At 64.7% G+C, this 23,476-nt stretch carries 16 protein-coding genes and 3 rRNA genes; 15 read left to right on the top strand and 4 right to left on the bottom strand.

The annotated features are described in order from the left end of the window. Positions 1–7: 7 nt before the first annotated feature. Both FB468_RS13495 and FB468_RS13500 read right to left on the bottom strand, forming a co-directional pair. The gene (locus FB468_RS13495) at positions 8–1,453 is read right to left on the bottom strand and encodes a purine-cytosine permease family protein (protein ID WP_141887811.1); all 1,446 of its coding nucleotides are present in this window, start codon (positions 1,451–1,453) and stop codon (positions 8–10) included. Positions 1,454–1,543: 90 nt separating this feature from the next. Continuing rightward, entirely contained in the window at positions 1,544–2,452 is a 909-nt protein-coding gene (locus tag FB468_RS13500; RefSeq protein ID WP_141887812.1) for a nitrilase-related carbon-nitrogen hydrolase, read from the bottom strand. 217 nt (positions 2,453–2,669) lie between these two features. Between FB468_RS13500 and FB468_RS13505 the strand changes: the two genes are divergently transcribed. The 4 genes from FB468_RS13505 (at position 2,670) to rrf (ending at position 9,510) form a co-directional block, all read left to right on the top strand. After that, positions 2,670–3,602 (top strand): Lrp/AsnC family transcriptional regulator, encoded by a 933-nt coding sequence (locus tag FB468_RS13505; RefSeq protein ID WP_246055979.1) that lies wholly within the window; start codon positions 2,670–2,672, stop codon positions 3,600–3,602. Positions 3,603–4,181: 579 nt separating this feature from the next. Next, positions 4,182–5,704 (top strand): 16S ribosomal RNA (locus FB468_RS13510). 438 nt (positions 5,705–6,142) lie between these two features. Next, positions 6,143–9,255, top strand: a 23S ribosomal RNA gene (locus tag FB468_RS13515). 138 nt (positions 9,256–9,393) lie between these two features. After that, positions 9,394–9,510: ribosomal RNA gene (rrf, locus tag FB468_RS13520) — 5S ribosomal RNA — on the top strand. Together the 16S, 23S and 5S rRNA genes form the textbook arrangement of a ribosomal RNA operon. 178 nt (positions 9,511–9,688) lie before the next feature. On the opposite strand, the gene FB468_RS17455 is transcribed toward rrf, so the two are convergent. Next, entirely contained in the window at positions 9,689–10,882 is a 1,194-nt protein-coding gene (locus FB468_RS17455; RefSeq protein ID WP_170219583.1) for a hypothetical protein, read from the bottom strand. Here FB468_RS17455 and FB468_RS13525 point away from each other — a divergent pair. The 3 genes from FB468_RS13525 to FB468_RS13535 all read left to right on the top strand — a co-directional run bounded on the left by FB468_RS13525 (position 10,841) and on the right by FB468_RS13535 (position 13,291). Continuing rightward, on the top strand, positions 10,841–11,551 hold the full coding sequence (locus FB468_RS13525) for a hypothetical protein (protein ID WP_246055890.1): 711 nt from the start codon (positions 10,841–10,843) through the stop codon (positions 11,549–11,551). The genes FB468_RS17455 and FB468_RS13525 overlap by 42 nt on opposite strands. Positions 11,552–11,556: 5 nt before the next feature. Beyond that, on the top strand, positions 11,557–12,594 hold the full coding sequence (locus FB468_RS13530) for an HAD-IIA family hydrolase (RefSeq protein WP_141887814.1): 1,038 nt from the start codon (positions 11,557–11,559) through the stop codon (positions 12,592–12,594). Between the two features lie 67 nt (positions 12,595–12,661). Beyond that, positions 12,662–13,291, top strand: coding sequence for a PepSY domain-containing protein (locus tag FB468_RS13535; protein ID WP_141887815.1), 630 nt, complete (start codon positions 12,662–12,664; stop codon positions 13,289–13,291). Positions 13,292–13,537: 246 nt separating this feature from the next. Here the strand turns inward: FB468_RS13535 and FB468_RS13540 are convergent, their stop codons facing one another. Then, the gene (locus tag FB468_RS13540) at positions 13,538–14,791 is read right to left on the bottom strand and encodes an Nramp family divalent metal transporter (protein WP_141887816.1); all 1,254 of its coding nucleotides are present in this window, start codon (positions 14,789–14,791) and stop codon (positions 13,538–13,540) included. 97 nt (positions 14,792–14,888) lie between these two features. Between FB468_RS13540 and FB468_RS13545 the strand changes: the two genes are divergently transcribed. The 8 genes from FB468_RS13545 to FB468_RS13580 all read left to right on the top strand — a co-directional run bounded on the left by FB468_RS13545 (position 14,889) and on the right by FB468_RS13580 (position 23,356). Beyond that, positions 14,889–15,092 (top strand): hypothetical protein, encoded by a 204-nt coding sequence (locus FB468_RS13545; protein WP_141887817.1) that lies wholly within the window; start codon positions 14,889–14,891, stop codon positions 15,090–15,092. After that, complete coding sequence (locus FB468_RS13550) at positions 15,079–15,945, top strand: TlyA family RNA methyltransferase (protein ID WP_141887818.1); 867 nt, start codon at positions 15,079–15,081, stop codon at positions 15,943–15,945. The genes FB468_RS13545 and FB468_RS13550 overlap by 14 nt, the downstream gene beginning before the upstream one ends. A 23-nt stretch (positions 15,946–15,968) precedes the next feature. Continuing rightward, entirely contained in the window at positions 15,969–16,901 is a 933-nt protein-coding gene (locus tag FB468_RS13555; protein WP_141888360.1) for an NAD kinase, read from the top strand. Further along, on the top strand, positions 16,898–18,583 hold the full coding sequence (gene recN, locus FB468_RS13560; protein WP_141887819.1) for a DNA repair protein RecN: 1,686 nt from the start codon (positions 16,898–16,900) through the stop codon (positions 18,581–18,583). The genes FB468_RS13555 and recN overlap by 4 nt, the downstream gene beginning before the upstream one ends. Before the next feature lie 101 nt (positions 18,584–18,684). After that, positions 18,685–19,893, top strand: a complete 1,209-nt coding sequence (locus FB468_RS13565; protein WP_246055892.1) for an AI-2E family transporter — start codon at positions 18,685–18,687, stop codon at positions 19,891–19,893. A 78-nt stretch (positions 19,894–19,971) separates the two neighbouring features. Beyond that, positions 19,972–21,666, top strand: a complete 1,695-nt coding sequence (locus tag FB468_RS13570) for a CTP synthase (RefSeq protein ID WP_141887821.1) — start codon at positions 19,972–19,974, stop codon at positions 21,664–21,666. 6 nt (positions 21,667–21,672) lie between these two features. Further along, complete coding sequence (locus tag FB468_RS13575) at positions 21,673–22,332, top strand: NUDIX domain-containing protein (RefSeq protein WP_141887822.1); 660 nt, start codon at positions 21,673–21,675, stop codon at positions 22,330–22,332. A 4-nt stretch (positions 22,333–22,336) separates the two neighbouring features. Next, a complete protein-coding gene (locus FB468_RS13580; protein WP_141887823.1) occupies positions 22,337–23,356 on the top strand; it encodes a site-specific tyrosine recombinase XerD in 1,020 nt (339 codons plus the stop codon). Positions 23,357–23,476: the final 120 nt, after the last annotated feature.

The raw sequence follows: 23,476 nt of genomic DNA on the forward strand, positions 1-23,476 counted from the left end.
TCTCGGCCTAGCGGTGCCAGGTGCCGAAGACCTCTTCGCTTCGAGCGATCGCCCGTTCCTCGGCCGCGGTATCGCGGCCCCGCGAGAAGAGGTAGTACGAGACTCCAGAGACCACGAGGCCCACGGCGAACGCGAAGTCTGCACCGTCGAGCGCCTCGGCCACTGGCCCGGTGTAGAACGACAGCGAGAAGAACGGGATCATCGCGACAAAGCCAAGCGCGTACGCCGCGATGCCGCGCCAAGCCCACTTGCCGTACACGCCGCCGCGCGGGTTCACGATGTCGGTGAGGGCGTAGCGGCCCTTACGGACGAGGTAGAAGTCGACAAGGTTGACGGCCGACCACGGCACGAGGAAGTACAGCATGAGGCCGACGAAGCTGTTGAAGCTGTCGACGTAGTTCTCGGGAATCGCGAGTGCGATGGCGAGTGTCACGATGCCGACGATCGTGAGCGCGATCACGCGCATCTTCACGGTGGGCTTCACCGGGGTGAACCCGTCGATCGCGCTCGCGCCGGTGAGCATTGCGCCGTACGCGTTCACGCCCATGATCGAGACGAGCGCGAGCACTGAGACGAGCACCGCAACGGTGCCGAAGCCGGGCACGATCATGTCGCCGACCTCTCGGAGAGTGCCAATCGGATCTGCGCCGGGGATGTAGCTCGCGAGCACCGCGCCGAGCGACATGAGCCAGATCGCGGAGAGCCCGGCGCCTGCGTAGACGGACGAGATGAGCTTCGGCGCCGACGACGTCACTGGCAGGTAGCGCGTGTAGTCAGACACGTACACGGAGTAGCTGATGTTGTACCCGGCGGAGAGCGAGAACTGGATCAGGAACGCGGAGGTGCTCCACCCCGCGGTCGCGACGGCGGCAGCCGGGTCGATGGGTGCCTGCGTGAAGTGGACGATTGCGAACACGGTGATGATCGCGAAGACCGCGACGAGCGCGTAGGTGAGCCACCGCTGGATGAAGTGCAGGAGGTCGTGGCCGACGACCGCAATCACGATCGAGACGGCGATGATGATCGGGTACCAGAACCACGTCGCTTCGGAGTAGACGCCGATGCCCTGGGTGACGAGGATCGTGTCGAACACGAGGAACCCGATGTAGACAAAGACCGTCGCGATGAACGGCACGACGGCGCCGCGGCTACCGAACTGTGCGCGCGACTGAATCATCTGAGCGAGACCCATAGTCGGGCCCTGGTTCGCGTGGAAGGCCATGAAGAACGTGCCGAAGCCCGCGCCGAGCACGACAGCGAGTACCGTCCACCAGACGCTCAGCCCGAGGCTCGGTCCCGTGAACCCGACGACCATCGTCGTGAGCACGAAGTTTCCGGTGAACCAGAACGGCCCCTGGTGCCACACCTTTCCGTGGCGCTCCGCCATGGGCACGACGTCGATCGAGCGGGTCTCGATCACGCCGGTGCGCGGCGATGAAGTGTCTGCAGACATCATTATCCTTAACTATCAGGTTCCCGCGGTCGTTGCGGAAAGTGTGTGATTCCCCTGGGGAGTGGTGACGCCAGGGGCGGTGAAGAGTGGCTACTCGGTGAAGCGTTCGTACAGGTCCGCACGGCGGTCCGCCATCACGTCGCTGTACTCAGCGATCCGCTTCGTGCGGCTTGCCTGAAGGTCGATCTCGGCGATGATCGTGGTCGCCGGGTCCAGTCGATCCGATGCTGTTCCCGCAGCTGCTGCTTCGCCGCTTGCGCCTGGAACGGTCGGGGGCTCCGGCCGCAGGCGATCCGCCGCCTGATCGGTGAGCGCGAGTGGCCAGCCGTCAGCGTCCACGATCACCGAGGCGCCCGACCACTCGACGCCGCGCTCGTTGCCGCCGCGGTCGCACGCGGCGATAGCGACGCGGTTCATCGACGCCTCCGCCTGCACTCGCACGACCTCGCCGGGCCGTTCCCCGGCGGGGCGCTGCACGACGGGCCAGTTCACCGGCGCGCAGATGAGGTCGGCCCCCTGAAGCGCCGCGATCCGCACCCACTCGGGGAATTCGAGGTCGTAGCAGATCATGACGCCGATGCGCCCGACAGGCGTTTCGACGACTGGCGGGAGGTCGTTCCCCGGGGTGAACATCAGCCGCTCCCTGTCCCACAGGTGCGCCTTGCGGTAGATCACGGGCTCGGCGTCGGGCGCGAGCAGGGCCGCGCTGTTGAACGGGGCGCCCGCGGGGTTGGTCTCGGCGAAGCCGGCCACGATGACGATGCCAAGCTCGCTTGCCGCCTCGCTCCACCTAGAGACCGCGCTGCCGGTTGCCGGCTCGCTCGCCGCCGCGGCCTCCGCGGAGTTGGCGAAGGCGTAGCCCGAACTCGCGAGCTCGGGAAGCACGACAACCTTGGCGCCGCGGCTCGCGGCCTCCCTGATCAGTTCGAGCGAGCGATCAACGTTCTCGCTCACTGCCCCGAGTACGGGGGTGAACTGGCTGCATGCCACCAACGCCATGACGGTCCCTTCTCTGGCTGCCGCGACTGCGGACGACTTCGTAGCCTACGTCGGGATGCGTGGAGTTGCGAACGAAAATGCAGCATAGGAAAGTTGTTGGTGACTATTTGTCGAATTCCTTGCCATAAATCTCACTCAATATGTGTTCTGAGCTGGTCTGGATAAGTATTTGCACGACGACGGTTGACTGAAATGGGGTGCTTCGGGCGTGAACGCGATGGGTGATCCTGCCCTGCAGGTGCGCAGGGAAGTACTGCGCGCGCTGCAGGAAGACGGCCGAGCGAGCTACTCGCGCATCGCCGCTGACCTTGGCGTGCCCCGTCGGCTCGTGACGCAGATCGTGCAGCAGGCCGTCGAGTCCAACGAGCTGCGACTCACGGTGTCGATCAGCCCCGACCTGCTGGGCCTCGAGCGTTTCGCTTACCTGCAGGTTGCGGTTGAGGGGCCTGTCGAGCCCGTCAGGCGGGCGCTGATCGACCTGCCAGAGTCGAGCTTCGTCGCCGACGTCGCCGGGGTGTTCCCCATCGATGTTGAGGTGCGGGTTGGCGCCGACCCACACCTGGGGGAGCTGCTCGCTGCCATCCAGCAGATTCCGGGCGTGCGCAGCCTGCGCACGCACCTGTACGAGAGCATCGAGGTCAACCGTTACTCACCCCTGCGCACCGGACACACCGACTTCAAAGTCGACGAGCAGGATCGCGCGGTCATTGCCCACCTCCAGCGAGATGGCCGGGCGAGCTATCGCGAGCTCGGGGAAGCGGCGGGCCTCTCCGCGGGCGGTGCGCGCCTCCGCTTCGAGCGGCTCAAGCGTGCGGGGGTCGTCAAGGTCGTCGCGATGCCCGTCCGTGACCATCAGCGTGAGACGCCCTCCATCGGTATGGGGATCCGGACCAGGCTCGCGACACCGGAAGCGCTCGAACTGCTGCGCGGCCTCGAACCCGAGTTCCTCGCCGTCGCGATCGGCAGCTACAACTTCCTCGCCACGTTCTCTCGGGAGTCGGCGGAGGAGCTGATCGCGGTGACCGACAGACTGCGGGCCGAGCCCGCGATTACCGCGGTTGAGAGCTGGGCGAACCTCCGGGTGCTGAAGGAGCAATACGGCGAGGGCGACAGGCTCACCGTGCGGGGAGCGGGGGCGTCGCCGGCCTAGGGGTGGCAACTCGACCTCATTGTGGACACGCCCGGCGGGCGAGCAAAAACGCGACCACCATTGGGATCGCGCGATGCGGTGCTGCGCCGATTTGTGTGGTGCCGTGTTTCCGCGTAATGTTTTCATCTGTTGGCCAGCACGGAAACGGGCAGGCCGCGAGAATCTCTCACACAACACCCCCACTTGAACCGCAGTTTGGTTTGTAAAGCGGGTAGGGAAAATGGGATTCATCTTCACCGCGAGGTGACATGCTCCAAGAGGGTGTGTCTGGCTGGTTCGGGTGGGTGGCAGAAATGCTTCCGGTCCTGGATTTGCGTGAAAGCGTCGTGGTGGTCTAAGATAGAAAAGTTGCTCTTCGGAAAGCCTCAGGGTGAGTACGGTGGGTGTCTGGATCTTGAGAACTCAATAGTGTGCACTTAAATTGTCAAATGCCAATTTATTATCCCCGGCATCGAGCCTTTTGGTTTGGTGTTGGAGATTCCTTTTTTATGGATAACGAAATCGTCAGATGATGGTTTCTGTCCAGGTTGAACTCGCAGTCTGGTCTACCTTATTCCGGTGGCTGGCTGCTATTCGTTTTTTACGGAGAGTTTGATCCTGGCTCAGGACGAACGCTGGCGGCGTGCTTAACACATGCAAGTCGAACGATGAAGCCCAGCTTGCTGGGTGGAAGAGTGGCGAACGGGTGAGTAACACGTGAGTAACCTGCCCTGAACTCTGGGATAAGCACTGGAAACGGTGTCTAATACTGGATACGACCTATCACCGCATGGTGTGTGGGTGGAAAGATTTATCGGTTCTGGATGGACTCGCGGCCTATCAGCTAGATGGTGAGGTAATGGCTCACCATGGCGACGACGGGTAGCCGGCCTGAGAGGGTGACCGGCCACACTGGGACTGAGACACGGCCCAGACTCCTACGGGAGGCAGCAGTGGGGAATATTGCACAATGGGCGCAAGCCTGATGCAGCAACGCCGCGTGAGGGATGACGGCCTTCGGGTTGTAAACCTCTTTTAGTAGGGAAGAAGCGAAAGTGACGGTACCTGCAGAAAAAGCACCGGCTAACTACGTGCCAGCAGCCGCGGTAATACGTAGGGTGCAAGCGTTGTCCGGAATTATTGGGCGTAAAGAGCTCGTAGGCGGCTTGTCGCGTCTGCTGTGAAAACCCGGGGCTCAACCCCGGGCCTGCAGTGGGTACGGGCAGGCTAGAGTGCGGTAGGGGAGATTGGAATTCCTGGTGTAGCGGTGGAATGCGCAGATATCAGGAGGAACACCGATGGCGAAGGCAGATCTCTGGGCCGCTACTGACGCTGAGGAGCGAAAGCATGGGGAGCGAACAGGATTAGATACCCTGGTAGTCCATGCCGTAAACGTTGGGAACTAGATGTAGGGCCTGTTCCACGGGTTCTGTGTCGTAGCTAACGCATTAAGTTCCCCGCCTGGGGAGTACGGCCGCAAGGCTAAAACTCAAAGGAATTGACGGGGGCCCGCACAAGCGGCGGAGCATGCGGATTAATTCGATGCAACGCGAAGAACCTTACCAAGGCTTGACATATACGAGAACGGGCGAGAGATCGTCAACTCTTTGGACACTCGTATACAGGTGGTGCATGGTTGTCGTCAGCTCGTGTCGTGAGATGTTCGGTTAAGTCCGGCAACGAGCGCAACCCTCGTCCTATGTTGCCAGCACGTTATGGTGGGAACTCATGGGATACTGCCGTGGTCAACACGGAGGAAGGTGGGGATGACGTCAAATCATCATGCCCCTTATGTCTTGGGCTTCACGCATGCTACAATGGCCGATACAAAGGGCTGCGATACCGCGAGGTGGAGCGAATCCCAAAAAGTCGGTCTCAGTTCGGATTGGGGTCTGCAACTCGACCCCATGAAGTCGGAGTCGCTAGTAATCGCAGATCAGCAACGCTGCGGTGAATACGTTCCCGGGCCTTGTACACACCGCCCGTCAAGTCATGAAAGTCGGTAACACCCGAAGCCGGTGGCCTAACCCTTGTGGAGGGAGCCGTCGAAGGTGGGACTGGTGATTAGGACTAAGTCGTAACAAGGTAGCCGTACCGGAAGGTGCGGCTGGATCACCTCCTTTCTAAGGAGCACTCAACCACTGTGTGGTTGCAGAATTGGGGCGTTCATCACCGATCGTGTGATGCGTACCCGCTCATGGGTGGAACATTTGACAAAGTAAGCTGTGATTAGCTCGCCTGTGTGAGTACATCATGTCCGTTTTCTGCGGGGGTGAGAGGAAAGTTTGGGTGGGGTAGTGACTGCTTCTTTGAGTGCATACTGTTGGGTCCTGGAGACCCAGACCGCAAGACGTTGTCTTGTGTGCTTGGTTTCTTCAGCCCTGGTGTCTAGAACGTGTTGTCTAGCTGTCCAGGGATTGACCGTACGTTGAGAACTACACAGTGGACGCGAGCATCTTCGATACACGCACTGATGATCTTTCGGGATTGTGGTGTGTGTCTCATTGGTCACGCATGAGCCTTCGGGTTTGTGTGTGTTTCTAAATAATTTACTTATGTGATTTCAAGTTTCGAAGAGCAAACGGTGGATGCCTTGGCATCTGGAGCCGAAGAAGGACGTAGTAATCTGCGATAAGCCTCGGGGAGCCGATAAACGGGCTGTGATTCGAGGATTTCCGAATGGGGAAACCCCGCCAGCGCGCGTGCGTAGCTGGTGACTCCCGCCTGAATATATAGGGCGGGTAGAGGGAACGTGGGGAAGTGAAACATCTCAGTACCCACAGGAAGAGAAAACAACATGTGATTCCGGTAGTAGTGGCGAGCGAACCCGGAAGAGGCTAAACCGGTGGTGTGTGATACCTGGCAGGGGTTGCATCATCGGGGTTGTGGGACGTTGCTGGAGGCGCTGCTGAGCCTTCGACGTGAATGTTCAGGTTATAGGGGAACCGCTTGGAACGGCGGACCGGAGTGGGTGAGAGTCCCGTACCCGAAATGACCTGGCTGCGTGTGGCGTATCCCAAGTAGCACGGGGCCCGAGAAATCCCGTGTGAATCTGTCAGGACCACCTGATAAGCCTAAATACTCCCAGATGACCGATAGCGGACTAGTACCGTGAGGGAAAGGTGAAAAGTACCCCGGGAGGGGAGTGAAATAGTACCTGAAACCGTTTGCTTACAATCCGTTGGAGCAGCCTTGTTGCTGTGACAGCGTGCCTTTTGAAGAATGAGCCTGCGAGTTAGCGATATGTGGCGAGGTTAACCCGTGTGGGGTAGCCGTAGCGAAAGCGAGTCTGAATAGGGCGGTTCAGTCGCATGTCCTAGACCCGAAGCGAAGTGATCTATCCATGGCCAGGCTGAAGCGCGTGTAAGAGCGCGTGGAGGGCCGAACCCACTTAGGTTGAAAACTGAGGGGATGAGCTGTGGATAGGGGTGAAAGGCCAATCAAACTTCGTGATAGCTGGTTCTCTCCGAAATGCATTTAGGTGCAGCGTTGCGTGTTTCTTGCCGGAGGTAGAGCTACTGGATGGCCGATGGGCCCTACAAGGTTACTGACGTCAGCTAAACTCCGAATGCCGGTAAGTGAGAGCGCAGCAGTGAGACTGTGGGGGATAAGCTTCATAGTCGAGAGGGAAACAACCCAGATCACCATCTAAGGTCCCAAAGCGCGTGCTAAGTGGAAAAGGATGTGGAGTTGCTGTGACAACCAGGAGGTTGGCTTAGAAGCAGCCACCCTTGAAAGAGTGCGTAATAGCTCACTGGTCAAGTGATTCCGCGCCGACAATGTAACGGGGCTCAAGCACGCCACCGAAGTTGTGGCATTCATATAGATAGGTAGGCCTTCGTGGTCCAGCCGTATGGATGGGTAGGAGAGCGTCGTGTGGCGAGTGAAGCGGCGGTGTGAACCAGCCGTGGATGCCACACGAGTGAGAATGCAGGCATGAGTAGCGAAAGACGGGTGAGAAACCCGTCCTCCGGAAGACCAAGGGTTCCAGGGTCAAGCTAATCTTCCCTGGGTAAGTCGGGACCTAAGGCGAGGCCGACAGGCGTAGTCGATGGACAACGGGTTGATATTCCCGTACCGGCTGGTAACCGTTCAAGACCTAACCAGTAGTGCTAAGCAAACCAAAGCTTCATGGATCCTTCGGGTGATGTGGGGTGGCGGCTGCGAACCCGAACTGGGGTGGTGAGCGTGAGGTGTGACGCAGGAAGGTAGGTGATCCCGGGCGATGGTTGTCCCGGGCTAAGCATGTAGCCTGCGGGATAGGCAAATCCGTCCCGCGTGAAGGGTGAGATGCGATGGGGACCCGTATGGGGAAGTCATTGATCCTATGCTGCCGAGAAAAGCATCGACGTGAGGTTGCTAGTTGCCCGTACCCCAAACCGACACAGGTGGTCAGGTAGAGAATACTAAGGAGCTCGAGATAATTATGGTGAAGGAACTCGGCAAAATGCCCCCGTAACTTCGGGAGAAGGGGGGCCATCCACTTATTAGGCTTTACGCCGAAAGGGTGTGGTGGCCGCAGAGACCAGTGGGGAACGACTGTTTACTAAAAACACAGGTCCGTGCTAACACGCAAGTGGACGTATACGGACTGACGCCTGCCCGGTGCTGGAAGGTTAAGAGGAGCGGTTAGCGGTTTTCGGACTGCGAAGCTGTGAATTTAAGCCCCAGTAAACGGCGGTGGTAACTATAACCATCCTAAGGTAGCGAAATTCCTTGTCGGGTAAGTTCCGACCTGCACGAATGGCGTAACGATTCCCCAGCTGTCTCCACCGTAAACTCGGCGAAATTGCAGTACGAGTAAAGATGCTCGTTACGCGCAGAAGGACGGAAAGACCCCGTGACCTTTACTACAGCTTGGTATTGGTGTTCGGTGTGGCTTGTGTAGGATAGGTGGGAGACTGTGAAGCGGGCACGCTAGTGTTCGTGGAGTCATTGTTGAAATACCACTCTGGTCATATTGGATATCTAACGACGAACCCTGATCGGGTTTTCGGACAGTGCCTGGTGGGTAGTTTAACTGGGGCGGTTGCCTCCCAAAAAGTAACGGAGGCGCCCAAAGGTTCCCTCAACCTGGTTGGCAATCAGGTGGCGAGTGTAAGTGCACAAGGGAGCTTGACTGTGAGACTGACAGGTCGAGCAGGGACGAAAGTCGGGACTAGTGATCCGGCAGTGGCTTGTGGAAGCGCTGTCGCTCAACGGATAAAAGGTACCTCGGGGATAACAGGCTGATCTTGCCCAAGAGTCCATATCGACGGCATGGTTTGGCACCTCGATGTCGGCTCGTCGCATCCTGGGGCTGGAGTCGGTCCCAAGGGTTGGGCTGTTCGCCCATTAAAGCGGTACGCGAGCTGGGTTTAGAACGTCGTGAGACAGTTCGGTCCCTATCCTCTGCGCGCGTTGGAAATTTGAGAGGATCTGACCCTAGTACGAGAGGACCGGGTTGGACGAACCTCTGGTGTGCCAGTTGTTCTGCCAAGGGCATGGCTGGTTGGCTACGTTCGGGATGGATAACCGCTGAAAGCATCTAAGCGGGAAGCCGGCCTCAAGATGAGATTTCCGTAGGAGTTTACTCCTGTGAGGCTCCCAGTAGATGACTGGGTTGATAGGCCAGATGTGGAAGCGCGGTAACGTGTGGAGCTGACTGGTACTAATAAGCCGATGACTTGACTTCATCCCATCTGTTGTGGTGGGGCGTAAGTATGTTGTTGTAACGATGTTCGCGTCTACTTTGTGGTTCTTGACGTACGGCCACAACCCCGCGCATCCGTTGTGGTGCCTGGTTAGGGGTTGGGTTTCATGTCAATAGAGTTTCGGTGGTTATAGCGTCAGGGAAACGCCCGGTCACATTCCGAACCCGGAAGCTAAGGCTGACAGCGCCGATGGTACTGCGAGGGGGACCTCGTGGGAGAGTAGGACACCGCCGAACAACCTTTATTGAAAGGGGTTGTTCAGATGAGATTGACCATGTCGGTCACCTCGTCTGAACAGCCCCTTTTTCATTTTGTAGATTTTGCAGTACCGTCTCGTAGAGACAACAACCACATAGGGAGAACCACATGAACGACCGACAGGACCGTCCCGAGAATACCGGGCGCCCGCACCGTTCAAGTGGTGACCGCCCGGCCTACCGCGGCGACCGTGACAACCGTGGTGGCCAGCGTGGCGACCGTGCGCCGTACAGGGGCGACCGTGACGGTGGTGAGCGTCGTCCGTTCCGCGGCGACCGCGATGACCGGGGCCAGCGCGGCGATCGCCCGGCTTATCGTGGTGACCGCGATGGCGGGGACCGTCGTCCGTTCCGTGGTGACCGCAATGGTGGCCAGCGCGGCGACCGCCCTGAGTACCGTGGTGATCGCGACGACCGGGGGCAGCGCGGTGACCGCGCGCCCTACCGCGGCGACCGGGACGGTGGTGAGCGTCGTCCGTTCCGCGGCGACCGCGACAATCGCAGTGGGCAGCGCAGCGACAGAGCTCCGTACAGGGGCGATCGCGACGAGCGTGGGCAGCGCGGCGACCGCCCCGCATACCGGGGCGACCGCGATGGTGGCTCGCGCAGCGACCGTGCACCCTTCCGCAGTGAGCGTGACGACCGCGGTGGACAGCGTAGCGACCGGGCTCCGTACAGGGGTGACCGTGACGGTCGTGGCCAGCGTAGCGACCGTGCGCCTTACCGCGGTGACCGTGACGACCGTGGTGGGCAGCGTAGCGACAGGGCTCCGTACCGTGGCGGCCGAGATGATCGTGGCCAGCGTAGCGACCGTGCACCCTACCGCGGTGACCGTGATGGCGGCGAGCGTCGTCCGTACCGGAGCGACCGCGACGATCGTGGGCAGCGCAATGACCGGGCACCCTACCGCGGCGACCGTGACGACCGTGGTGGGCAGCGTAATGACAGGGCCCCGTATCGTGGCGACCGCGACAACCGTGGTGGGCAGCGCGGCGATCGTGCACCGTACCGTGGTGACCGTGATGGGGGCGACCGCCGTCCCTTCCGCGGTGATCGTGACGACCGGCGTGAGGCCGACTCTCGGGGCCGTGGAGGCACCCGCGGCGGCGGACGCAGTGACCGAGGCGGTCAGGCTCGCGAGTTCACCGAGGAGGAGCGGCTGCAGCACTCGCTTCGCCCGGTACGAAGCGAGCACGATGACCCGATCATTGCTGACCACATCCAGGTTCGCGACCTGCACCCGGCAGCGCGCAACGAGCTGAAGACGCTGCAGCCCGAGGTCCAGGAGCGCGTCGCGTTGCACCTCGCGATGGCGGCTGAGCTGATCGAGGACGACCCTGAGCTTGCGCACCAGCATGCAATCTCGGCGAGCCGCCGTGCGGGCCGGATCCCTGTCACGCGCGAGACCCTCGCGATGACCGCGTACCGCACCGGTGACTTCGCGCTCGCGATCCGTGAGCTTCGGACGTTCCGCCGCCTGAGCGGACGGGACACGCACCTCGCGATCATGGTTGACTCGGAGCGTGGCCTCGGGCGCCCAGAGAAGGCGATTGAGACCGGTCTCGAGGTTGATCCTTCGACGCTCGAGACTGCGGATAGGGTGCACCTTGCGATCGCAATGTCCGGTGCCCGTCTCGACCTCGGTCAGACACAGCAGGCGCTGTTTGAGCTTGAGATTCCTGAGCTTGACCCGAAGAAGGGCTTCTCGTGGAGCCCCGAGCTGTTTGGCGCCTACGCCACGGTTCTTGAAGACCTCGGTCGCGAAGAAGAGGCGCAGAAGTGGTTTGCGTACGCTGACCGCGCGGAGGCCGCTCTCGAGGAGCATTTCGGCGGCATGGATGAGATCGAAGTCATCGAGATTACCGAGTACGAAGATCTGCATGAGGACGAGTCTTCGGAGGATGTCGACGCCGATGCGTCCGACGACGCCGACGCATACCTCGACGCCTACGTTGAGGCCGAGGCAGAGGGCAACGACGAGGCCGAGGTCTCAGCCGCTGGGCAGGACGACAAGGAGTAAGCACGATGGCGCTGTTCGGTAAGCGTGAGAAGTTCGACCCCGCCCCAATTGAGGGTCGGGAGGTGCTGCTCACCGACCTCGACGGTGTGATCTACCGTGGACACGGGGCGATCGCCGGCGCCGTTGAGTCGTTGAACCTCGCGACAGAACGCTCGCGGGTCGGGTACGTTACGAACAACGCAGCCCGGACTGACGCCGCGGTCGCCGCCCACCTGACTGAACTCGGTCTCCGGGCGACCGCTGCCGATGTGATCACGTCGCCGCAGGCTGCCGTCGCGTTACTTCGCGAGGTTGTCCCGCCGGGGTCTCGGGTGCTCGTCGTCGGCGGCGAAGGCCTCACGCACGAGCTCGAGAAAGCCGGCTTCGAGTGGACTCGAAGCGCCGAAGACGACCCGGTCGCTGTCGTTCAGGGCTTCGCAAAGGACGTGGGGTGGGAGCACCTCGCTGAGGCCGCGTACGCGCTGCAGGAGGAGCCCGGGCGCGCCCCGCTGCCCTGGATCGCGACGAACACCGACTGGACTATTCCGCGCTCACGCGGCATTGCCCCTGGCAACGGGACGCTCGTCTCGGCGGTTCACACCGCGGTGCAGCGCCTCCCAGATTTCGCGGGTAAGCCCGAGACGCCCATCTACGAGGCTGCCTTCGAACGTTTCGGATCCCGCAACGCGCTCATGCTCGGCGACCGGCTCGACACCGACATCAAGGGCGCGGTCGCGGCCGGGATCCCGTCGTTGTTCGTGCTGACGGGTGTGGACCGGCCGAAGCAGCTCATTGCAGCCTCAGCCGACATGCGGCCCGACTACACGGTCGCTTCGCTCGCGGAGCTGCACGAGCCCTACCAGCGCGCCGAGACACTCAAGGATGGGACCGTGCGAGTCGGCTCTGCGAAGGTCCGCATGGACGGGCATATCGTAAAGGTGCTGTCAGAGGGAGATACCCCGATGGAGCTGCTGCGCGCTGGCTGCGGCGCGATCTGGGCCTCGGGCCTTGCGATCTACGGCCTGAAGGTTCCCGAGATCCTTGTCGAGGATCACTGGCGCTAGCCCACAGGGTGTGCTCCGGCTGCCTGGATAAGGTGGAAGTGCAGTTACTTGCCAGGAGGTTGAGCATATGCGTCACGTAGTATCCGCCACCGTCGCCACCGCACTGGGTGCGGCCCTGCTGCTATCGGGGTGCGCGCCAGAGGTCACCGCGATCTCGCCGGAGGCTTCCGCGCCGCCGTCAACGACGGCGCCTGAAACCGAGACCGAGCAGGTACCCGGTGATGCGGCGCAGGGCGCGACCGCGCACGACGCCGACCTGACCTCGACCACGTTCGCGACGAGCTGGCGTGATGCGCTCGCGACAGGATCCAAGTCGTTTGAGGGAGAACCCGTTTCAGTGTCGTTCGAGTGGGAGCGCACGGCCTGGGCGTACACAGTGAAGCTGCTATCCGCCGACGAGGTCTACCTCGCCACCATCAACGCCGACACTGGCGCCGTGATCGGGGAGTGGACGAAGCAGCGCGGGGGCGGCGGTCGCGCGGGAGTGCCGACCGACGTGTTTCCCGCCGACGGCGTGATTGAGCCGAGCGCGGCCATTAAGGCCGCCCTCGACGCGGCTCCCGGTACCTTCGAGGAGTGGGAGCTCGAGACCGACAACGGCGTTCTCGTCTACGAGGTGCAGATCGACCAGGGCAACGACGATGTGGACGTTCGCATCGACGCCCGCTCCGGCGCGGTGCTCGAGATCGACCACTAGCACTCGGCGTCCACCGGTTCGGTGGCGCCGAGCCGAGACCCGGTGCCACCGAGCCACGGCCCGGTGCTGCCGAGCCACGGCCCGGTGCTGCCGAGCCACGAGAACACGTCATTTTCTCGAGTGCACATCACTTTCGCGCGGAAAATGATGTGCACTCGCAAAATTGGGGTGCGCGGCGGCGGGGCTGCTCGGCGGCAGCGCGAGGGCGCGGGGCGGCCCCGAGACCGGGCAGGGCGAGCCGCGCGCCTAGCCCCCGAACACGATGGTCGAGTAGATGAGCCACAGGTTCAGCGCGACGATCGCGAGCACGACCCCGAGCGCCACGTAGCGCAGCGCGCGCCCGTTCTTGAACTCTCCCATGAGAGCCTCGCTGCCCGTCAGCGTGATGAGCGGAACGAGCGCGAACGGGATGCCGAACGACAGCACGACCTGGCTCACGACGAGCGCCCACGTTGGGTCGATGCCGAACCCGAGCAGCAGTAGGGCGGGCAGGATCGTTATGACACGGCGAGCGATCAGCGGCACCCGCACGTGCAGCAGGCCCGCCATAATCTCTGAGCCCGCGTACGCGCCGACCGATGTCGACGCCAGCCCCGAGACGAGCAGCCCAATCGCGAAGAGCAGCCCGACTGCCGGCCCGACGTGCTCGGTGATCGCAGCAGCCGCGCCCTCGATCGTGTCGGTGCCGTCAATCCCGGGGAGGGACGCCGCGGCGAGCAGCAGCATCGCGATGTTCACGCCGCCCGCGACGACGAGGGCGAGGACGACGTCGACCTTGGTTGCGCGCAGCAGATGCCGGATCCGCGGAGCCCGCCCGCCCTCAACCTCCTCCGGCGTGTGGCCGTGGCGATCACGCGCGAGTGAGGAGTGCAGGTAGATCGCGTGTGGCATCACCGTCGCGCCGAGCATGCTCGCGGCGAGCAGCACCGACTGGGTGTCGACGAAGCGGGGGACGAAGCCGGCGAACATCGCGCCAACGTCGAGGTTGCTCACGAACAGCCCGCCGACGAAGCCGACGGTGATGATGAATAGCATCCCCATGATGACGGCTTCGAAGCGGCGCTGGTTTCTGCCCTGGAGCAGCAAGATCAGGAGCGACACGACCCCAACGATCACGCCGCCCGGAAGCAGCGGGATACCGAAGAGGATGTACAGCGCGATCGCGCCGCCGATCACCTCGGCAAGGTCGGTGGCGGCCGCGACGAGCTCGGCCTGGGCCCAGTAGAGCCTGCGGGCCGCCGGGCGGAGGCGCTCGCCGAGCAGCTGGGGGAGACTCTTACCGGTGACGAGCCCGAGCTTCGCCGACAGGTACTGCACGATCACGGCCATGACGTTGGCCGCGACGAGCACCCACAGCAGGGTGTACCCGTACTTGGCGCCCGCCGAGAGGTTCGCGGCGACGTTTCCCGGGTCGACGTAGGCGATTGCCGCGACGAACGCCGGCCCCAGTAGGCCTACCAGTTTCCGCTCTGGGCGGCGTTTGGTGGGCGAGGGGGGCATGCTTCCCATGGTAGTACGCCATTACGGATACTCAAGTTCGATTAGACGAACTTCACTCAAGGAGCTACAGGTCTGAGGCGCCGGATAGGCTTGTGGCATGGAGCACGAGTCACGCGAGCAACCGGCGGCGCCAGCCGAGCAGGCAGGCACGTCGACCGTGGCCCACGCTGAGAGCGACGGGCTGCTCGACCGGCTGGCGCTCATCGAGTCGCAGCCGCTCGACCGGCGGGCCCAGGGGTTTGAGCAGCTCCACGACGAGCTGCTGCAAGAGCTGCAGCGCAGCGACAATGAGAGCGCGTAGCGCGGTGGATACAGAGGGCCTCTGGAATGGTGCGCCGCAGCGGCTCGACCGCGTCGCCGTCGAGCTTGGCCTTGTCCGCTCGCGCAGCCGTGCCGCCGAGCTGATCGGTGCCGGCGGCATTGCGATTGACGGCGTGCCCGCGACAAAGCCCGGCGCGAAGGTGACAGCCGGGGCACGTGTCTCGGTAACCGGCGACGACCACTACGTGAGCCGTGGAGCGCACAAGCTCGTCGCGGCCCTTGACGAGTTCGCGCTCGACGCGACCGGTCGCCTCGCGCTCGACCTCGGCGCTTCGACGGGTGGGTTTACCCAGGTGCTCTTGGAGCGCGGGGCCAACACCGTGCTCGCCGTTGACGTTGGGCACGACCAGCTCGCACCCGAGCTGCGCGGCGACGACCGCGTACGCGTCGTCGAGGGCTGCAACGCCCGCGAGCTCGACGCTGACATGCTCGCAGAGCTGACGGGCGTGGCCGATCGGCCCTCACTCGTCGTCGCAGACCTGTCGTTCATCTCGCTCACGCTGATCCTGCCCGCGATTACGCGCTGCACCGACGACGGGGCCGACCTGGCCCTGCTCATCAAACCGCAGTTCGAGGTGGGCCGGGTGCGCGACGGCGTCGTCACCGATCCGGGGCTGTGGCGCGACGCGATCGCGAAGGTGCTTGCCGCCGCCACCAGCAACCGGCTCGCGGTGCGGGGCCTCGCGCCGTCGCCCATTGCCGGCGGCGAAGGAAACCGAGAATTCCTTGTGCATCTCGTGCGCGGCGAACCCTCCGATCCGAGAGAATGGGATGAGCGCATCCGCGAGGTGTGCGAGCCCGGGTACACGCGTGAAGAAGGGACAGAAGAGTGACAGTTTCTGCGCACGACCGATGCATGCTCATCGTCTCGCACACCTATCGTCCCGAGGCGATCGAGGCGACGGCGGCGGTCGTTGATGCGCTCATCGCTGCGGCGGTCGTACCGGTCATGAGCGCTGGGGACCGCGCGGATTTTGCGCCCCACGTCGATGTCGGGCGCACCGCAGTGCTCGGCGACGAGGTGCCGCTCGCCCAGCTCGAGGCCGCATTCGTGCTCGGGGGCGACGGCACGATCCTGCGCGCCGCCGAGATGCTGCACGGCTCCGCCTGCCCGATTGCGGGCGTGAACCTTGGCCACGTCGGCTTCCTGGCCGAGATGGAGAGCTTCGACCTCGGCTTCACGGTCGAGCAGGTGCTCGCCGGGAATTACACGGTCGACGAGCGCCTCACCCTCGATGTGCGCGCCGAGCTCAACGGCGAGGTGCTCGCCGAGACGTGGGCGCTGAACGAGGCGACCGTTGAGAAGCGTAGGCGCATGCTTGAGGTTTCGGTCGGCATCGATGACCACCCGGTCTCGGTCTTCGCCTGCGACGGCGTCGTGCTCGCGACACCGACGGGGTCGACGGCCTACGCGTTCTCCGCGGGCGGCCCGATCGTGTGGCCGTCGGTGCAGGCGCTGCTCATGGTGCCGATCGCGGCTCACGCGCTGTTCAACAAGCCGCTCGTCGCGGGCCCCGATTCCGAGCTCACCGTGCGGATTCTGCCCGAGAACGTCGGCCCCGGCGTCATGTGGTGCGACGGCAGGCGGCGCACAGAGCTGCCCGCTGGTTCGGTCGTGACCGTGAGGCGGTCGGCTGAGACGGTGCGCATCGCGCGGCTGAACGAGGCACCGTTCTCGGAGCGCCTGGTGCGGAAGTTCGACCTGCCGGTCACGGGCTGGCGCGGCGATCGCAACGGCAACGGCCGGCGAGCGGTGAGCGCCGCCGACAGCGAGGGCGGTGGCGCATGATCGAGGAACTCCGGATCAAGGACCTCGGCGTCATCGCCGACGCGACCCTGCCGCTCGGGCCCGGCTTTACCGCGATCACCGGTGAGACCGGCGCCGGCAAAACGATGGTCGTGAGCGCGCTCGGCCTGCTCATGGGCGAGCGCTCGGACGCGGGCGCGGTGCGCCTCGGCGCGAGCCAGGCACGCGTGAGCGGCATCGTGCACACCTCCGACGCCGCTGTTGTTGACATCGTCGATGAGCTCGGCGGCGAGGTCGAAGAGGGCGAACTCATCATGAGCCGCACGGTTTCTGCGGAGGGGCGCAGCCGCGCGGCGGTCGGCGGCGCGAGCGCGCCCGTCGGCGCGCTGGGGAGGCTATCGGAGCGCCTGTTCGCGGTGCACGGGCAGTCGGAACAGCTGCGGCTGAAGTCGCAGGCCGCGCAGCGCGACACCCTCGACCGCTTCGGCGGCTCGAAGGTCGCCTCGAAACTGCGCGCCTACCGTGACGCTCACGCGGAGCGGGCCGCATCCGAGGAGCGGCTGCGCACCCTCACCGAGACCCAGGAGTCGCGCGCGGCCGAGGTCGCAAAGCTGCGCGCCGAGCTCGAAGAGATCAACGCCGTCGAACCCGTCGCGGGGGAGGAGACCGAGCTCGCGCAGCGCATCGAGCTACTCGGCAACGTCGAGGGGCTGCGGGCTGCGGCCGTCGGCGCCGGTGAGGCGCTCGCGAGCGAGTCTGACGACCCCATGCAGCGCGACGCCGGCGGTCTCGTCGACCTCGCGGTGCAGGATCTCGAGCGGGTCGCCGAGCTGGATCCGCGCATCGCGGCCGTCGCCGAGCAGCTGCGCTCGGTGAGCTTTCAGATCGCCGATGCCGCGAAGGAGCTCGCGGCGTACGCGAGCGACCTTGACGAGGAGGGCCCGGGCGAGCTCGCCCGGGCGAGCGACAGGCTCGCGCAGCTCACCGCGCTGTTCCGCTTCTACGGGGCGACAAGTGAAGAGGTGCTCTCGCACGCGGAGGCCGCGTCGCGGAAGCTTCTCGAGCTCGACGATGACGACGAGGCCCTCGGCGGGCTCGCAGACAGGGTCGCCGAGTTGACCGCCCGCGAGCGAGGGCTCGCAGCCGATCTCACCGCGCTGCGCGTCGATGCGGCCGAGCGCCTCGGCAAGGCCGTGAGCACCGAGCTGCGTGAGCTCGCGCTGCCTGACGCCCGGTTCGTTGCCGCGGTGACGCCGCTTGACACGCTCAGCTCGTCGGGCGCCGACGAGATCCAGTTCCTCCTCGCGCCGCACCCCGGTTCGACGCCGCGCCAGATCGCGAAGACTGCGTCGGGCGGCGAGCTGTCGCGCGTGATGCTCGCGCTCGAGGTCGTGCTCGCTGGCGCCGACCCCGTGCCGACGTTCGTGTTCGACGAGGTCGACGCAGGCGTTGGTGGCGCGGCCGCGATCGAGATCGGCCGAAGGCTCAAGCAGCTGTCGAAGACCTCGCAGGTCATCGTCGTCACTCACCTCGCGCAGGTCGCCGCGTTCGCGACGAACCACCTCCGCGTGGTGAAAGACTCGAGCGGCGGGTTCACGCAGTCGAGCTGCCAGCGGCTTGAGGGCGACGACCGCCTCGCCGAGATGGCCCGGCTTCTCTCGGGTCTCGACACCTCGGAGAGCGCGCTCGACCACGCCGCCGAGCTGCTGCAGCTCGGCGCGTAGCTGATCGTTTTTTCAGCCGGTTCTCGCTAGCGGACCCCGCCCGCTGCTACGCTCGCTGCATGGCGATATTCAGATCCATAGGCTTTGGAAAGAAGACTAAGGTGACGGAGGCGCCCGCGCCCGAACCGCCCGCGGCAGAGCCGAAGCTCGTGCTTCACGCAGACACGACGCAGATGGACGCCGAGGTGCGCGAGATGTACCGCGACGCCCGCGAAGCTGCGCAGGATGCAGAAGACGAGGCGCGCGTCAGCCCGAAGCGCGAGTTCACGATCGGGCGGCCGTTCGCGCTCGGCTTCACGGTCGCGCTTGGCGTGCTCGTCGCGCTCGTCGTCGGCGACATGGTCGGGCAGCTCTCCACGATCCTGATGTATGTGGTCGCCGCGCTCTTCATCGCGCTCGGGCTCGACCCGGTCGTGCGCTGGCTCGAGCGGCACGGGGTGCGGAGGCCGCTCGGCATCGGCATCGTGTTCGTCGGCTTCATTCTCATCATCGGCGGCATCCTCGCGATCGTCATCCCGATGATCGGCAACCAGGTCGCGCAGCTCGTGCAGAGCGCCCCCGAGATAGTCCGAAACCTTACGAGCGAGCAGTGGTACAAGGACGTGAACGAGCGCTTCGGCGAGTTCATCGACTTCAACGCGATCTTGAAGATGGGGCAGGACTTCATCGGGAAGCCCTCCAACTGGGCGTCGGTCGCCGGCGGCGTGTGGCAGGCGGGCCTCGGTATCGCGAACGGCCTCACCGCAGGCCTGATCGTGCTCATCCTGTCGCTCTACTTCCTCTCCTCGCTGCGCACGATCAAGCGCGGCTTCTACTCCGTGGTGCCGCGCTCGGGTCGCGCGAAGGTCATCGACATCACCGAGCAGGTGACGAAGTCGGTTGGTGGGTACGTGAACGGCATGGTCGTGCTCGCGCTCGTGAACGCGACGCTCGGCTTCATCATGATGACGATCGTCGGGGTGCCGTTCGCGGGCCTCGTCGCGGTCGGCGTCTTCCTGCTCGCGCTCATCCCGCTCATCGGCTCCGTCCTCGCGACGGTGCTCGTCACGGCGATCGCGCTGTTCAACTCGCCGATCACGGCGCTCGTCGCCGCGATCTACTACCTCATCTACATGCAGCTCGAGTCGTACCTGCTGACGCCGCGCATCATGAACCGCGTGGTGTCGGTGCCCGGCTCGCTCGTCGTCATCGGCGCGCTCGCCGGCGGTACGCTGCTCGGGCTGCTCGGTGCGCTCATCGCGATTCCCGTCACGGCGGCGGTGCTGATGATCATCAAGCAGGTGTGGGTGCCGCGCCAGAATGCGCGCTAGCCGCACGCTCTCGGGCCGCACTCAGGCAACCAGCAGACCGCTGTTCACCAGACCGAAGAAGTGATAGGATTGAAGCCCGTGGGCACAAACGCGGAACAGAGCAAAACAACCAAGCACATCTTCGTGACCGGTGGGGTTGTTTCCTCACTCGGCAAGGGCCTGACCGCCGCGAGTCTCGGTAATCTTCTTACCGCGCGCGGCCTGCATGTTGTCATGCAGAAGCTGGATCCCTACCTGAACGTCGACCCGGGAACGATGAACCCGTTCGAGCACGGCGAGGTCTTCGTGACCGACGACGGCGCTGAGACTGACCTCGACATCGGGCACTACGAGCGCTTCCTCGGCATCAATCTGTCTCAGGCGGCGAACGTGACGACCGGGCAGATCTACTCTGAGGTCATCCAGAAGGAGCGCCGCGGCGATTACCTCGGCGCGACCGTGCAGGTGATCCCGCACATCACGAACGAGATTAAGCGCCGGATGCGCCTGCAGGCTGAGCAGGACCCGCAGCCCGACGTCATCATCACCGAGATCGGTGGCACGGTCGGCGACATCGAGTCGCAGCCGTTCCTCGAGTCGGCGCGCCAGGTGCGCCACGAGCTCGGCCGCAAGAACGTCATCTTCGTGCACGTCTCGCTCGTGCCGTTCATGGGCGCCTCGGGCGAGCAGAAGACGAAGCCGACCCAGCACTCGGTCGCGCAGCTGCGCTCGATCGGTATCCAGCCCGACGCGCTCGTGCTCCGCTCCGACCGCCCGGTCACCGGCGACAACCTCCGCAAGATCGCGCTCATGTGCGATGTTGAGGAGAGCGCCGTCGTGAACGCGATCGACGTGAAGAGCATCTACGACCTCCCGCAGCTGCTGAACTCGCAGGGCCTCGACCAGACCATCGTCGATCACCTGCAGCTCACCGACCGCGTCACCGACGTTGACTGGACCGGCTGGCGCCCCGTGCTCGACGCGGTGCACAACCCGAAGGGTGAGGTCACGATCGGCCTCGTCGGCAAGTACATCGACCTCCCCGACGCGTATCTCTCGGTCACCGAGGCGCTCCGCGCAGGCGGCTTCGCGCACTCGACGAAGGTGAACATCGAGTGGATCCCGTCGGACTCATGCGAGACCCCCGAGGGCGCACGCGAGCACCTGTCGCACCTGCACGCCATCTGCGTTCCGGGTGGCTTCGGCATCCGCGGCATCGAGGGCAAGCTCGGCGCGCTCCGCTTTGCGCGTGAGAACGGTATCCCGACGCTCGGCATCTGCCTCGGCCTGCAGTGCATGGTCATCGAGTACGCGCGCAACGTCGCCGGGCTCGAGGGCGCGTCCTCGACCGAGTTCGACCCCGAGACCCCCGTCCCGGTCATCGCGACGATGGCGGAGCAGGTCGAGATCTTGGGCGGCGGCGATCTGGGCGGCACCATGCGCCTCGGCCTGTACGAGGCGAAGCTCGCTGAGGGCTCCCTCGCCGCGGAGGTCTACGGAGCCGACACCGCAAGCGAGCGCCACCGCCACCGCTACGAGGTGAACAACGAGTACCGCGACCAGATCGCGGCGGCGGGCCTCTCGTTCTCGGGTCTGAGCCCGGACGGCGGCCTCGTCGAGTATGTCGAGCTGCCCCGCAGCGTGCACCCGTACTACATCGCCACCCAGGCGCACCCCGAGCTGCGTTCGCGCCCCGGCAAGCCGCACCCGCTGTTCGCGGGCCTCGCGGGCGCCGCGATCGAGCGTCGCGAGGCGGCGAGCCTGTTCGAGGTCGAAGAGACCTCGGCGGAGTAACCCAACGTGCTGAACGCGGCCGGCCACGAGCCCCCGATCGCCGACGAGCCCGCACCCGACGTGCGCGTGCTCGAGAGCACGGAGCTCGTGGCCGGTCACGTCTGGGACATCAGGCGCGACCGCCTCGACTTCGCCGGCACCGTGCTTGAGCGCGACTACATGGACCATCCGGGCGCCGTCGCCGTGCTCGCGCTCGACGACGAAGATCGCGCGCTCATGTTCAGGCAGTACCGCCACCCGATCGCGCACCGCGACTGGGAGATTCCCGCGGGCCTCATGGACGTCGCAGGCGAGAGCGGCCTCGTCGGGGCCAAGCGAGAACTCGCCGAAGAGGCAGACCTGCAGGCGACCGAGTGGTCGCTGCTGCTCGAAATGTTCCTCAGCCCCGGCGGCTCGAGCGAAGCGATTCGCGTCTTCCTCGCCCGCGGCCTGAGTGAGGCCGTGCACGAGTTCGTGCGTGAGGGCGAGGAGGCCGAGCTCGAGCCCGTGTGGGTGCCGCTCGAAGACGCCGTCACCGCGGCGCTCGACGGGCGCATCGGAAACGCCCTGACCGTCGGTGCGGTGCTCGCGGCAGCTGCATCGAAGGCGGCGGGGTGGGCGACCCTCCGCGATCCTGATCTGCCGTGGACCGCGCGCGCCCTCGTGCGCGGCGAACGATCGAAGTAGGCGCATGGAGCCGGGGCAAGCGATCGCGAAGTACCTCAGGCACCTGAGCATTGAGCGCGGTCTGAGCGACAACAGCATGGCCGCGTACCGGCGCGACTTCGCGAAGTACGCCGACTGGCTTGGCGAGCGCGGCATCGATGACCTCGCCGCCGTCGCGCCCGACACGATCTCGGCGTACGTCGCCGCGCTCGCGGAGGAGAAGCGCGCCCCGCGGGCACAGGAGCCCGGCGGCGAGGCGGGAAAGCAGGATCCGGTGCCCGCGTACTCCGCAGCCTCGATCACGCGCATGGTCTCGACCGTGCGCGGGCTCCACAGATTTCTGTACGACGAGGGCGCGCTCGCGGAGAACGCGGGCCGCGGTGTGCGCACACCGAAGAAAGGCCAGCGGCTCCCGAAAGCCCTCGCCGTCGAAGAGGTCGAGGCGCTGCTCGGAGCGGTGAGCGGCGACGACCCGGTGGCCCTTCGCGACCGCGCGCTCCTCGAACTGCTCTACGCGACCGGCGCGCGCGTGAGCGAGGTCGCCGCGATCGACCTCGACGACCTTTACGCGGGGGCGGGGGCGGGGCGCGAGGGCGCCGACGTGTGGGGCGACCCCGAGGGGACGCTCAGCGAGGGCGGCCTGCTGCGGGTTACCGGCAAGGGGTCAAAGACCCGGATCGTGCCGTACGGCAGCTATGCCGGTCGCGCGCTCGCCGCTTACCTCGTGCGCGCCCGCCCGCAGTTCGCAGCTCGCGGCACCGGCACGCCCGCGCTGTTCCTCGGGCCCCGCGGCGCGCGGCTCTCACGCCAGAGCGCCTGGCTCGTGATCCGGGCCGCCGCGGAGGCCGCCGAGCTTACGCAGGAGGTATCGCCGCACACGCTTCGGCACTCGTTCGCGACACACCTGCTCGCCGGGGGCGCCGACGTGCGCGCGGTGCAGGAGCTCCTCGGGCACGCCTCGGTGACGACGACGCAGATCTACACGCAGGTCACCGCAGACACGCTGCGTGAGCACTACGTCAACGCGCACCCGCGGGCGAAGTAGGGGCCCTTGAGCTGCCGTTCGGCGGCGAGGCCGGAAGACGCGACCTGAGTCGGCGCTAGCGGGCGCTGACACGGTGGTTTTTCGGGTCGTGAGCAGGCATTGCATTCGTAGATCTGGTCA

This window comes from Leucobacter komagatae (assembly GCF_006716085.1).
In the GTDB taxonomy this organism is placed as follows: domain Bacteria; phylum Actinomycetota; class Actinomycetes; order Actinomycetales; family Microbacteriaceae; genus Leucobacter; species Leucobacter komagatae.